This is a genomic window from uncultured Pedobacter sp. (genome assembly GCF_913776295.1).
In the GTDB taxonomy this organism is placed as follows: Bacteria; Bacteroidota; Bacteroidia; order Sphingobacteriales; family Sphingobacteriaceae; genus Pedobacter.
Map to the genome: position 1 here is coordinate 55412 of NZ_CAJYOJ010000013.1, position 12925 is coordinate 68336.

The 12925-nt window shown below is 39.1% G+C and carries 13 protein-coding genes; 11 read left to right on the top strand and 2 right to left on the bottom strand.

Translation table 11 applies throughout. The annotated features are described in order from the left end of the window. Nucleotides 1-2: 2 nt before the first annotated feature. Nucleotides 3-587, bottom strand: coding sequence for a HupE/UreJ family protein (locus QZ738_RS02550; protein ID WP_293784091.1), 585 nt, complete (start codon nucleotides 585-587; stop codon nucleotides 3-5). Nucleotides 588-772: 185 nt separating this feature from the next. Between QZ738_RS02550 and QZ738_RS02555 the strand changes: the two genes are divergently transcribed. The 11 genes from QZ738_RS02555 (at nucleotide 773) to QZ738_RS02605 (ending at nucleotide 10009) form a co-directional block, all read left to right on the top strand. Continuing rightward, on the top strand, nucleotides 773-1279 hold the full coding sequence (locus tag QZ738_RS02555) for a DUF6702 family protein (protein WP_293784094.1): 507 nt from the start codon (nucleotides 773-775) through the stop codon (nucleotides 1277-1279). Nucleotides 1280-1413: 134 nt separating this feature from the next. Beyond that, nucleotides 1414-2682: a hypothetical protein gene (locus QZ738_RS02560; protein ID WP_293784097.1), complete on the top strand. Its 1269-nt coding sequence runs from the start codon at nucleotides 1414-1416 to the stop codon at nucleotides 2680-2682. Between the two features lie 85 nt (nucleotides 2683-2767). Then, entirely contained in the window at nucleotides 2768-3412 is a 645-nt protein-coding gene (upp, locus tag QZ738_RS02565; RefSeq protein ID WP_293784100.1) for a uracil phosphoribosyltransferase, read from the top strand. A 52-nt stretch (nucleotides 3413-3464) separates the two neighbouring features. Continuing rightward, the gene (locus QZ738_RS02570; RefSeq protein WP_293784103.1) at nucleotides 3465-3794 is read left to right on the top strand and encodes a protein tyrosine phosphatase; all 330 of its coding nucleotides are present in this window, start codon (nucleotides 3465-3467) and stop codon (nucleotides 3792-3794) included. 571 nt (nucleotides 3795-4365) lie between these two features. After that, nucleotides 4366-5055, top strand: a complete 690-nt coding sequence (locus QZ738_RS02575) for a YjjG family noncanonical pyrimidine nucleotidase (protein ID WP_293784106.1) — start codon at nucleotides 4366-4368, stop codon at nucleotides 5053-5055. A 185-nt stretch (nucleotides 5056-5240) separates the two neighbouring features. Further along, nucleotides 5241-5759, top strand: coding sequence for a DinB family protein (locus QZ738_RS02580; RefSeq protein WP_293784109.1), 519 nt, complete (start codon nucleotides 5241-5243; stop codon nucleotides 5757-5759). A gap of 27 nt (nucleotides 5760-5786) precedes the next feature. Further along, nucleotides 5787-5990 (top strand): hypothetical protein, encoded by a 204-nt coding sequence (locus tag QZ738_RS02585; RefSeq protein ID WP_293784112.1) that lies wholly within the window; start codon nucleotides 5787-5789, stop codon nucleotides 5988-5990. 55 nt (nucleotides 5991-6045) lie between these two features. Further along, entirely contained in the window at nucleotides 6046-7365 is a 1320-nt protein-coding gene (locus tag QZ738_RS02590) for a flippase (RefSeq protein ID WP_293784115.1), read from the top strand. Between the two features lie 210 nt (nucleotides 7366-7575). After that, the gene (locus QZ738_RS02595) at nucleotides 7576-8337 is read left to right on the top strand and encodes a class I SAM-dependent methyltransferase (protein ID WP_293784118.1); all 762 of its coding nucleotides are present in this window, start codon (nucleotides 7576-7578) and stop codon (nucleotides 8335-8337) included. Between the two features lie 172 nt (nucleotides 8338-8509). After that, nucleotides 8510-9427 (top strand): sugar transferase, encoded by a 918-nt coding sequence (locus QZ738_RS02600; protein WP_293784121.1) that lies wholly within the window; start codon nucleotides 8510-8512, stop codon nucleotides 9425-9427. A gap of 126 nt (nucleotides 9428-9553) precedes the next feature. After that, the gene (locus tag QZ738_RS02605; RefSeq protein ID WP_293784124.1) at nucleotides 9554-10009 is read left to right on the top strand and encodes a PA2169 family four-helix-bundle protein; all 456 of its coding nucleotides are present in this window, start codon (nucleotides 9554-9556) and stop codon (nucleotides 10007-10009) included. A 242-nt stretch (nucleotides 10010-10251) separates the two neighbouring features. Here QZ738_RS02605 and cphA read toward each other — a convergent pair whose 3' ends face one another. Next, entirely contained in the window at nucleotides 10252-12867 is a 2616-nt protein-coding gene (cphA, locus tag QZ738_RS02610) for a cyanophycin synthetase (protein WP_293784127.1), read from the bottom strand. Between the last annotated feature and the right edge of the window lie 58 nt (nucleotides 12868-12925).

Consider the following 12925-nt stretch of genomic DNA (forward strand, 5'->3'; position numbering starts at 1 on the left):
AATTAAAAAGGAATTCGTTCTAAAGCCATTTTTAAAGCCAGACTAAATACGGCTGCTGATATAAATAAAACCCAACTTATACGTTTTATGCGGGTATAATTGAAAATTAAATAGGTAATTAAAAGAATAATAATCACCATAAAAACCTGCCCGGCCTCCAAGCCTATGTTAAAACCGAACAACCCCCAGCCAATCTGCTGATCTTTGGCCAACATGATCCTGATGGAATTTGCAAAGCCCATTCCATGGATAAGCCCGAAACCTAATGCCAAAAAGTAATTGATCTTGATTGATTTTAAAGAAAAATTTTTCCTGAACAAATTGCTGATTGCCGTAATGACGATGGTACAGGGAATCAGGAATTCTACCCATTTACTATCAAACCTGATAATATCCAACACGCTTAAAAGTAAGGTAAATGAGTGGCCGATGGTAAAGGCCGTAACCAATATAAGCACCTGCTTTAAATTCACATAGCTATAAATAGCCACCAGGGCTAAAACAAATAGCTGGTGATCTAAAGCATCCGCACTGATAATGTGCGCCCACCCCAATTTAAAATAAAAGATAACATCTTGTAAGGGCATTGAATAACAAGCTAACTATTGGAAATAAAATAGTTTACAACAGTTAAAATTATATTTTTAATTATAAAACGCCAAATATCCTTCAAATAAAAGCATAAATACTAAATTTGTTACTGTTTTGGCTATTTACACCCATAATTTGATTGGCTTTAAGTATAACTTTGCCTTTTCCTAACAAAAACCCGATGCGTAAATTAAAATATATCCTGCTGTTTTTGGGCTGTGCTTTTTTTTCTGTTAAGGCGGGAACAAAACATCCCTTACATGTAAGCACAACTGAAGTTAGCTTTAATGCAAAGGATAAAACATTAGAAGTAAGCTGTAAAATCTTTTCAGACGATTTTGAGGCTATTTTGGCCAGATTATACAAACAAAAAATCGATCTGAGCAATCCAAATTTAAAGAACGCTATGGATGAACTGGTAAAAAAGTACCTGCTTGCTCATTTACAGCTAAAAGCCAATGGCAAAACCGTTGCCATGAACTACATTGGGTTCGAGATCGATCATGAAGCCACCAATATTTACCTGGAAGTTGAAAAAGTGGCTACCTTAAAATCGGTTGAAGTTAATGACAGCATTTTATACGATATGTTCGATGATCAAATGAGTATAGTTCATGTGGTGAAGGGCAACAACCGTAAAAGCACTAAAATCCTTTATCCCCAAAAGAAATTCACGGCAAACTTTTAACTGTCATTTTTGTATTAGGTAATGGTTTGGTGTTAAATTACCGTTAATTTTAATGGTCAATATTTTTAGGTTAATATTTGGCTAAGATATATTCTTGTACTCTTTTTTTAAATACCGCGTTGTTAAAATAAGTTATGCAGCTAATCATCTTCTCCAACATATTAACGCCCCGGATTAAATATATCTTCAATTTTATTTTTAAAGATATTCTTAAAGCAGAAATAGAATTTACAGGCAATAGCCAGCATTTTTTGCAGAGCGAACACATCAAAATCAGTTATGGCGATGAGCCTTTGGGCGAAGAAATTTTCTTTAAAAGCACACCATTGCTTTTCTCCAATAAATTAGAAGATATTAAACTCAAAACCATACCATTTGGGGAATATCAGGTACCTTTTCCGGTTGATCGGTCTGCTTTACCTTTCGATGTTTTTGCGGCCTCCTTTTTTATGATCAGCCGGTACGAAGAATACCTTCATCAGCAAAACACGGAAGAAGCCTTTAAGGCATCCAAAAGTTATCAGCATAAATGGCGGATGCTGGATAAGCCGATTATAGATGAGTGGGCATTGATGATTAAAAGTCTCATCAAAAAGAAACACCCCAACTTCAAATTTCAGGAGAAGAAATTTCATCACCAGCCTACCATCCATTTTAGTATGTTAACCCATTTGCCAGAGGGTTTCTTAAATAAGACCAAATTTATTTTCAGCACTTTATTTAAAAAAGAGAATAATTACCTGAGTTCGAAATTTGACAGGTTAATGGGAATTGGCATCAATAACGAACAAGTACTTGAAGAAGTAAAAGAAATCTTGGTTTCAAAAAAAAGTAATCCGCTTTATTTTGTCGATTTTCCTGATGTTCCGGTTAATTTTTTCAAGATAGATCATATATCTAAAGCCTTGAGCAATCAATCGGTAGGTTTGTTAAGTCCATGCACCAGTAGCCAGCAAAAGATGGCTGAAATTAAAGAAGGCTTGGTAAAGCTCAAAAAAATACATCCAGATCTCATTAAGTTGACCGCCCAACAGCTGGATGCATTAAAATTCCCGGTATGTTATTTAAATATGCTTAATTCAGGAATTAGCGCCGATTATTCGATGGGTTATAGCCATGTAACAGGATTTAGGGCAGGTACGTGTACTCCGTTCAACTGGTATGATCTGCAGCTGGAGAAAGTTACACCGTTGATGATTAACCCTTATTGTTTAACCGACCACAGCCTTCAGTTTTTAACCCGAGAAGAGGCCGTAAAAGAAGTATATCACTACATTGATGCGGTTAAGGTAGTAAACGGGTCCCTTTACAGCAGTTGGAGCCTGAAAAGTCTGTCAGGCCATCCCAAATACAAGAAATTAAAATTACTCTTCGAAGAAAGCCTGCGTTATGCAGCGAATTGATTTTAACTGACCTTATTCCGCTTAGAATTGCTAAATTTAATGATTGAACCCATTGTTGCAACCATAATATTCCAAAAACAAAATCATGATTTTTGATATCAGCAAGACAAAATCTATTGCTAATACCTTCATAGCCGAACTCCGGGATGAACATATCCAAAAAGATGCTATGCGTTTCCGCAAAAATATGGAGCGGCTGGGCGAATTTTTTGCCTACGAGATCAGCAAATCATTAAAATATGTGGCCCGGGAAACCGTAACGCCATTAGGGGTATCTTCTTGCGAAGTGTTGAGCGAACAACCCGTTCTGGCTACCATACTCAGGGCAGGGCTTCCACTCCAGCAAGGCCTGCTCAATATCTTCGATAAAGCTGAATGCTGCTTTATTTCTGCTTACCGCAAGGCAAATAAAGGAGGTGATTTTATTATTCAGATGGATTACATTTCTACTCCGGATTTAGAAGGAAAAGTTTTGATTATGGCCGACCCGATGCTGGCCACCGGACAAAGCATGGTGATGTGCTGTAAAGAGCTGATTAACCGCTACAAAATTGCCGAGCTTCATATCGTTGCGGCAATAGCGAGTGCAGAAGGTGTTGCGCATGTACGTGCCAACCTGCCTAAAGCCAAACTTTGGCTCGGGGCAATAGATCAGGAAATGACCAGTAAATCTTACATTGTACCGGGCCTTGGCGATGCGGGCGATTTAGCTTATGGAGAAAAGGTTTAGGTTAGTCCTCAGTCTGGAGTCTTTAGTCCGGAGTCTGTAACGTTTAATATAAATGAATATCCTCTTTGTATGCAGCAGAAATAAGTGGCGTAGCGCAACTGCCGAAACCATGTATAAAAATCACCCCGGGCAACAGGTGCGATCAGCCGGAACCGAACCATCAGCAAGGATTAAAATCAATGCAAAAATGATTGAATGGGCTGATGTGATTTTTGTGATGGAAAAAAAACACAAACAAAGAATAACGGATCGTTTCCCTCAGGAAGTTTATGAAAAAGAAATAATCATCTTGGATATCCCTGACGATTATCAATACATGGATAAGGAGCTTATCGAAGAAATTGATTCAAAAGTTGCGCCCTACCTATCCGAACGTGGATAAATGTCCTACCAGGGTTATCGCACCTAATTTCATTATCCTGTAGGTTGGTGCCGCACCGACCGAAATAGATTTTAGGAAATGAGCATGCAGTATTGCTTGGCGGCGTGCAGCCCCGCTTTTCGCTTTACTCCGTTTCACTTTGTGTTCGCTTTAATCCGGGTTTAGCAACAAAGGCTTCTGCACCCAACACCCCGAAAATGAAATGCAGGTGTAGCCATCTAGCCCCGGTTGCAGCGGTACCCTGCAGCAACGAGGAACGAGGCAGCGAAGCGTAAAAGCGGAAGACGGGAGGAAACCCAGTGTTTTGTACTAAACCTGCGCTCCTTTCAATAAGAATATAATACTATGGGCTGGTGTCGCGATCACCGAAATAGGATTTGGGGATGAGCATGCAATAATCCGGGGTGGTGGATAGCCCCGCTTTTCGCTTTACTTCGTATTCGCTTCAATCGGGTTTGGCAAAAAAGCTTCTGCATCACAGTACTAAAAAAAGAAAAACGGCAATAAATAATCGAACTCCGATTATCTGTAAATCAGAGATCATTCAGTTACCTTTGTTAAAATATTATAAATGAAAAAACACATCTTCTTCGACCTCGACCATACCATCTGGGATTTTGACCGCAATGCTGAAGAAACATTAAATGAACTTTATCACACTTATCAGTTAAATACACTCGGCCTTAAATCCTGTGCCGATTTTATTACTACCTATACCGAAAATAACCATCAGTTATGGGCCGATTATCATTTAGGTAAAATCACCAAAGACTTTTTAAGATCGGAGCGGTTTAGCAAAACCTTTATTCAATTGGGTATTCATCCTGACGCTGTGCCTCATCAGTTTGAAGATGATTATGTTAATATTTCACCTACCAAAACCAATTTATTTGAAGGTGCTGAACATGTTTTAGCTTATCTACAGCAAAAATATACACTGCATATCATTTCCAATGGTTTCAAGGAAACTACCTTAACCAAAATGAACCTATCCAATCTTAACCCCTATTTTAAAAATGTAATTATCTCAGAAGATGTGGGCGCAAACAAACCCAGCCCAATCATTTTTGAATATGCATTGGATCAGGCAAAGGCTCTGAAAGAAGAAAGTATCATGATTGGTGATAGCCTCGAAGCTGATATTTATGGTGCGTTAAATTTCGGTATAGATGCCATCTTTTTTAATCCATTGCGGAAAGAAAAACCTGAAGATGTAAAAAAGGAAATCTTTCATTTAGAAGAGCTGTTGAAACTTTTTTAGTGTAACCACCTGAAGTTCGGTATAAATCGTTAAAAATCAATATAAAACTTTATAATCGACAACGTCTATCAAACAGTTATAAATCAACAAATTATTTTATAATTGCTGAAACATTTGAATTTCCCTATCATAAACCCAAATTTTAAAATATTTGGAGAAGCGGCAATTCAACTTATCTTTATGATATGACGGCTACAAAAGTGAAGGCATCGATACATCAGGTTGTGGATGCCTACAAATCGAAATTATCGCGTTATCCTGATGATATTTTCCAGATTACTCCGCCAATTTCTGGCTGGAGTTATAGCGAGGTATACTCGCATATTTTTGACTCGAGCCTCCTTTCATTAATTGCCTTTGCCCATGCAGCAAATGGTAAAGGCGAAGAAAAGCCTACTCATTTTATGGTGAAGCTGATTTTATTACTGGGCGCATTACCTCCGGCACAAAAGTATAAAGTGCCGAAACGGCTGGAAGAGCGCATAAAAAAGATCAGTAAAACAGAAGCCCTCAACTTGATCTTGGAATTTGAAAAAGCTTTGAACGATAATTATGCATTACTTGAACATGCAAAAGCCAACAGCAAAACGAAACATCCAAGATTAGGTTATTTAAATGCTAAACAATGGCTCAGGTTTATAGAGATACATCTAAAGCACCACCTCAAACAGTTAGAAAGAATAGAAAAGAGTTTTCAGTTTTAAATTAATATCTGATTAATCCTGAAATCTATGGCCATTAAATATGTTTTTTTCTTCTCAAATCCACATCACGGCCGGGCTGATCACATGAATGGTTTTGCAGTTGGTGCACCATCGAACAGCAAAGCAGCCACTACTGCAAACCCAGCACCAATTCCAACACCTAAGGCCAAAACCACAGAGACAAAAGTTTTGAAAACCAAACGTGAAGGCTGGTTTCCAAACCGGGAATAAATATTTGAATTCGGGCTGCCTCACTTAACGCACATTTTTTTACATCTTTGCGCTAATGAAATTACCCACCATAAAAGGTTTTGATGAAGCCGCATTTAACAAGTATTTGAAGAATACGGGTTGGTTAATGTTCGGGCGGATTTTAAGTATGGTAGTTGGCTTTATGGTTGCCAGATTTTTAGGGCCTGTATCTTTTGGCGACCTGAGCTTTGCAGATGCATTTACAGCAATAGCTGCCGCTATCGGTGCATTGGGTTTAGATACTTTTATTATTCGTGAAATCATAAACGATCCATCTAAAAAGGATGAAATTCTAGGGACTTCATTATTTTTAAGATTAAGTGTAAATCTATTGCTCATTCCTATATCTATTGGTTTATATCTTATATTCCATCGCCTATCGAATAATCCGGGCGCTCCACTTACTTATGTTGTAATACTTTTATCCTTTGCCGCTTTCTTTAAATCATTTAACGTAATTGATTCCTATTTTCAATCACAAGTACAGTCTAAATATGTAGTTCAGGTTCAGAATATCTGTGTAATACTTTCTGCATTGGTAAAAATAGTGCTGGTAATACTGCATCTTCCGGTTATCTGGTTTGCATGGGCATTGGTTTTTGATGGATTTATTTTGGCTTCTGGCCTGATGTTAGTGTATCGATTAAAGGGATTCGAAATATCTAAATGGCACTTTAAGAAAAGCAGGGCAAAGTCTTTGCTCAAACAATCGGCACCACTTATTTTGTCGGCAGTAATGGTTTCTATTTATATGAAGATAGATCAAGTAATGCTAAAAACTGAGGGAAGTAAAGCTGTGGGGATTTATTCTGCTGCGGCAAAAATAAGTGAGGCATGGTATTTTATACCCGTGGCTATTGTAACCTCGGTTTTCCCAGCACTTATCCTTGCTAGAAAAACGGATCATGAACGTTATCTAAAAAGGTTGCAAAACCTCTACGATTTATTAGTCGCCATAAGCTTGCCAGTGGCGGTAATCATTACTTTCACATCATCATTTATAATCGATATTATTTACGAGAACCGTTTTGAAGGAGCGGAAACCATGTTACCGATCCATATATGGTCTGGGGTTTTTGTATTTCTTGGAAGTGCAAGTTCTCAGTTTCTGCTTGCAGAAGGTTTCACTAAAATTTCTTTCTATCGAACTGCATGTGGAGCTGTATTAAATATTTTGCTCAATCTTTGGTTAATCCCATTGTACGCAGGAGTTGGAGCCTCGATTGCTACATTAGTTGCCTGTGCAAGCTCCACATTTTATCTTTTATTGATTCCAAAAACACGTAAACAAGGTATTATGATGCTAAAATCATTATTTTTGGTCACCGCATTCCAAAAAATATTTAACCGGTAAACGCAGGTACGTTAAGTTTTTGCAAAAAAGGTATAACCTTATCCTTTCAGAATTTGTATATCGGCGAATGATTGAGGTCGCCAATATTAACATTTGGTGTAGATTCAATGTCGGATCCCCCTTCCACCCACATAGAAACGTTAAGACAGGAAAAAAACTTGGTATTTACTAAATTTAACTATTTTTATCGCAATTAATAATACCAGCTCCATGTTAACTGAAGAAGTAAAAACAGCCTACGATAATTTTTATACCAACAGCGATGTGGCATGGAGGATGCTCGGGGCAAAATATAAGGCCCAGAACATTGTTGAGGTATGCAAAGGACTAAAACCCAAAAAAGTGCTTGAGGTTGGCGCCGGAGATGGCAGTATTTTACATTTTTTAAATGAATGGCATTTCGCACCAGAACTTTATGCTTTAGAAATTGCACAAAGTGGTGTCGACCTAATAAAAGATCGTAACCTCCCCAGCTTAAAAGAAGCCCAGACTTTTGATGGCTATAAAATCCCTTACCAAGATAATACATTTGATCTGATTATCCTTGCGCACGTTTTAGAGCATGTAGAGCATGAACGGATACTCATCAGAGAATTAAAACGCGTAGCTAAATATATTGTAGTGGAAGTACCGAAAGATTACCGTTTTGATGTAGACAAACGCATGAAACACTTCCTTGATTATGGGCACATTAACATGTACACTCCAACTTTGCTCCGGTTTTTACTACAAAGCGAAGGGCTGGAAATCTTAGCTGATAAGATATCGATGACAGCTACCGAAACCGTAAAATTTAATGAGTTTGTGAATAGAAAAGCAGCTAGAACATTTACTAAAAGTCTGAAAATAGAACTGGAATATCGCATAAAGAAAACCTTGGGTAATTTACTGGGAAGGAAAAAGCAGGAACAGTTTGCCAATGCCTATACCGTGTTAACCCAAAAATCAGATCAGGATCTGCAGATATTTTAGGTGGTAAAGAGGATGCTCTGGTTATCGTCATTTCGAGCGAAGTGAAACGGAGCCGAGAACCACGAAGTGCTCAGCGAAGCTAAATCTATCCAGACAGATCTCTCCATTCCACTGCGTTTCAGTCGAGATGAAGAACACTTTAATTAAAAATCGGTAATTGAAATAAAACAACATGCAAAACCTTGCTCCTATAGCTCTCTTCGTATACAACCGTCCGCAGCATACTGAGCGCACGTTAGAATTCCTGCAACAGAACGAACTGGCTGCTGAAAGCTATTTGTATATCTTTTCTGATGGTGCAAAAACCGTTCGGGATGAAGAAAATGTGGTTGCCGTGAGGAAAATCATCAATAAAACAAAGGGCTTTAAATCCGTTAAAGTCATCGAGAGAAAGCATAACGCAGGCTTGGCCAATTCGGTAATTGCAGGTGTTACCCAGCTTATAGAAGAATACGGTCAGGTAATTGTTTTTGAAGATGACCTGATTACCTCTCCGCACACTTTGCACTATTTTAACGAAGCCTTAAACCGCTATAGTGAAGAAGAAAAAGTGATGCATATTGGCGCTTATATGTATCCCTTAAAGGCAAATAACCTTCCTCAATCGTTTTTTTACAGGGCAGCCACCAGTTGGGGTTGGGCTACATGGGGAAGGGCTTGGAAAAATTTCGAACCAGATATTGATGTTCTGATCAAACAGTTTGATAAAAAGAAAAGAGCTGCGTTTTCCATTGATCATAAAATGAATTTCTGGAAACAGGTGCAGGACTTTAAAAAAGGGAAAAACAATAGCTGGGCCATAAGATGGTATGCTTCCATATTTTTAAAAGGTGGAATTACACTTAACCCGTCGCAATCACTCGTAAACAACATTGGCCACGATGGCACTGGCGTACATTCAGGAATCAACGATATTTATAATGTCGTTATCAACCCTAAACCAATTGTCGAATTCCCAACAGTAATAGCTGAAGATCCCGTTGCCTATCAGGCCATTAAACGCTTTCTGATTAAGCGAAAAGGTAATATGGTTACCCGGGTGAGGCGTTTCGTAAAAGAAAAGCTGACACAATATTTTTCCAAAAAATAATAACAAGCTACTATCTCTCATCTGATAGCCCATATCACTCCATGTTGTAGGCCGTTGTAAAAAATGACAAACTTTTTTTGATTGCTCATGTTGCTTTTATACATCGAAACTATAAAAATATAAAACATGAAAACGACAACAGAAACAGCAGAAGTATTAAATGATTTGATCCAAATTAATAACGATCGTATTGAAGGTTATGAAAAAGCCCGTCAGGAATTAAAGGATGAAGATGCCGATTTGAGGACGTTATTTTTGAATATGATAAGCGAAAGTCAAAAATATAAAATGGCATTGGCAACAGAAGTGTCTGCTTTGGGTGAAGATATTGAAACCGGAACTACCAATTCAGGTAAAATTTACAGGGCCTGGATGGATGTTAAAGCCTTGTTTACCGGCCACGACCGCAAAACAGTGTTAAACAATTGCGAGTTTGGTGAAGATGCTGCACAAAATGCCTATAAAATGGCTTTAGAGGCAGATGATATCCCTTCAAATATCAGAGAATTAATTTCAGACCAAAAAGCAGCTTTAAGACAGTCGCACGATGAAATCAAAAGATTACGTGACGCTCAGGCTTAATCAGCAAATCATTACATAATGAAAAACCTCCTTTGATCATAATCAGAGGAGGTTTTTCATTTTATTATTTCGTCATCTTGACTGAAGCATTGCGGAATGCCCGCCTGTGCGGACAGGCCTGTCCGGACAGGCGGGGAGATCTATCTCGGCAGATTTAGCTTCGCTGAGCACTTCGTGGTTCTCGGCTTCATTGCATTTCGCTCGAAATGACGATCTTTTGAAGCGAAAACTCAATTAGGACATTATGATTCCAATTCCCTATCCAAATGTTCAGTAACTCGCTGGATCGTATTATCAATCGTATTGCTTAAAATGGTAAGGTAAGAACCTTTTTTAGCGGTTTCAATGGCAATCTGTAAACAAGCTGTACTTTTATGGTTTACAATAATTTCCTTATTAGGATCGATCTCTCTTATGCCTTTAATCAGCAAATCAACCAGTTCCTGCTGTTGCCGGCCACGAAGATATTTCTCCTGGCAGATATAAATCTTGTCAAACATCTGGGCAGAAATACGGGCAGTTTCCAAAATATCCTCATCTCTTCTATCTCCTGTTGCCGAAATAATTCCAACCTGTTCTGTTGCCTCAACACCTTGCAAGAAACCTTTCACGCCATTAAACCCATCAGGATTGTGCGCAAAATCAACCAGTACTTTAAAATCTTTGAACCTGAAAACATTCATTCTACCTGGTGTATGCGCCGCAGATGGGATAAAGGTTTCTAATGATAAGCGGATATCCTCTGGCTTATATCCCCATAAATAAGTTGCCAGCGTCGCAGCAAGCACATTCTGGATCATGAAATTTACAGACCCACCAAAAGTTAAAGGAATGTGGGTGGCTTTATCTACCCTTAATTTCCAGTCGCCCGTTTTGATGGTGATGTATCCATTTTCGTAAATAGCCGCAATACCACCTTTCTTGCAATGCTCTTTTATTACAGGATTATTTTCATCCATGCTAAAATAAGCCACATTGCAACGGGCATCTTTGGCAATCCGAACACAATAACCATTATCGGCATTTAAAACGGCCCAGCCTTTCCGGCGCACCGCCCCAATTACAACGGCTTTAACTCTCGTTAAATCGTCAAGATTATGAATATCAGAAAGCCCCAGGTGATCTTCCTGAATGTTGGTCACCACACCGATATCGCAGGCATTAAATCCTAAACCCGCCCTCAAAATTCCGCCACGGGCAGTTTCCAGTACCGCAAACTCCACTGTCGGGTCTTTTAAAATGAATTCGGCACTTACCGGTCCGGTGGTATCGCCTTTCATCAACATGGTATTGTGCACATACACACCATCACTGGTGGTGAAACCTACACGTTTGCCATTGCTACGGATAATGTGCGCAATTAAGCGCGTGGTGGTGGTTTTTCCATTGGTTCCCGTTACGGCAATAATCGGGATTTGTGATAATTTACCCTGTGGATATAACATATCAATTACCGGTGCCGCAACGTTACGCGGCAAACCTTCGCTCGGTGCCAAATGCATTCTGAAACCCGGGGCAGCATTCACTTCCAATACCACACCTCCATTTTCGGTCAAAGGCTGGGTAAGGTTCTGCGCCATAATGTCGATACCGCAGATATCCAATCCGATTACCCTCGAAATCCTCTCGCAGATAAAAATATTCTGTGGGTGAACAATATCGGTCACATCAATGGATGTTCCGCCAGTACTTAAATTAGCGGTTGATTTCAAATAAACCACCTCTCCCTTTTCCGGAACGGTTTCTAAGGTATATTCTTTTTTGGCTAACAAATCCAACGTATCACGATCAACTGCTATTTCGGTTAGCACATTTTCATGGCCATAACCACGGCGTGGATCTTCATTTTCCTTGTCAATTAATTCCTGGATGGTATGGATACCGTTTCCTTTTACATGTGCCGGATCGCGTTGCGCCGCAGCAACCACTTTATGATCTATCACCAGCACCCGGAAGTCAAATCCGGTAATGTATTTTTCAATAATAACCCTTCTAGAATACGTTTTGGCATACTCAAAAGCTGCCACAGCACCTTCCATTGTTTTTACATTAATGGTTGCACCTTTTCCATGGTTGCCATCAAGTGGTTTAAAAACGAGAGGAAATCCCACCTTTTTAACAGCAGCTTCCAGATCATCAGGATTTGAAATGGTTACTCCAGATGCTACCGGAATAGCAGCTTCTGTAAGTAAACGTTTCGTTTCTTCCTTATTACTGGCAATATCTACTGCAATACTGCTGGTTTTTTCGGTCATGGTGGCCCTAAAACGTACCTGGTTTTTACCATAGCCCAACTGTACCAACGAACTTTTATTCAATCTAATCCATGGAATGCTTCTCTTTACGGCTTCCTCAACAATCGAACCTGTACTAGGGCCTAAGGCTTCCAGTTCACGTATTTCCTTCATCCTGCGGATATCGTGTTCCAGATCGTACTCTTCATTGTTGATCAAAGCCTCGGCAATTTTCACCGATGCTTCGGCAGCATAAACGCCCACCTTCTCTTCCAGGTAACTAAAAACAACATTATAAATGCCTTCGGTTTTGGTCATGCGTGTTCTGCCAAATCCGGTTTCCATACCAGCAAGCGTCTGAATTTCAAGCGCAATATGCTCAATTACGTGTCCCATCCAGGTTCCCTCTTTCACACGTGTAAAAAAGCCACCTTCAACACCTTTTGAGCAACGATGGGTAAACATGCTTGGCAACAATTTCTCCATCCTTTCGCTAAATCCTTCTATTACGTTTGTTGGTTTTTGCTCCAGATCTTCCAGGTCCAATCGCATCTGGATCAATTTTTTCCGGTTAATAGACCATATGTTTGGTCCTCTTAATACTTGTATATTTAATATCTTCATGTAATGTTTTGTCCGTTTTTTTTGCAAAGAGGAGAATTTAGGAACAACTCTTTATACT

Coding starts and splice junctions, on each gene's coding strand:
- QZ738_RS02550 (WP_293784091.1), bottom strand. CDS start 587: ATGCCCTTACAAGATGTTATCTTTTATTTTAAATTGGGGTGGGCGCAC.
- QZ738_RS02555 (WP_293784094.1), top strand. CDS start 773: ATGCGTAAATTAAAATATATCCTGCTGTTTTTGGGCTGTGCTTTTTTT.
- QZ738_RS02560 (WP_293784097.1), top strand. CDS start 1,414: ATGCAGCTAATCATCTTCTCCAACATATTAACGCCCCGGATTAAATAT.
- upp (WP_293784100.1), top strand. CDS start 2,768: ATGATTTTTGATATCAGCAAGACAAAATCTATTGCTAATACCTTCATA.
- QZ738_RS02570 (WP_293784103.1), top strand. CDS start 3,465: ATGAATATCCTCTTTGTATGCAGCAGAAATAAGTGGCGTAGCGCAACT.
- QZ738_RS02575 (WP_293784106.1), top strand. CDS start 4,366: ATGAAAAAACACATCTTCTTCGACCTCGACCATACCATCTGGGATTTT.
- QZ738_RS02580 (WP_293784109.1), top strand. CDS start 5,241: ATGACGGCTACAAAAGTGAAGGCATCGATACATCAGGTTGTGGATGCC.
- QZ738_RS02585 (WP_293784112.1), top strand. CDS start 5,787: ATGGCCATTAAATATGTTTTTTTCTTCTCAAATCCACATCACGGCCGG.
- QZ738_RS02590 (WP_293784115.1), top strand. CDS start 6,046: ATGAAATTACCCACCATAAAAGGTTTTGATGAAGCCGCATTTAACAAG.
- QZ738_RS02595 (WP_293784118.1), top strand. CDS start 7,576: ATGTTAACTGAAGAAGTAAAAACAGCCTACGATAATTTTTATACCAAC.
- QZ738_RS02600 (WP_293784121.1), top strand. CDS start 8,510: ATGCAAAACCTTGCTCCTATAGCTCTCTTCGTATACAACCGTCCGCAG.
- QZ738_RS02605 (WP_293784124.1), top strand. CDS start 9,554: ATGAAAACGACAACAGAAACAGCAGAAGTATTAAATGATTTGATCCAA.
- cphA (WP_293784127.1), bottom strand. CDS start 12,867: ATGAAGATATTAAATATACAAGTATTAAGAGGACCAAACATATGGTCT.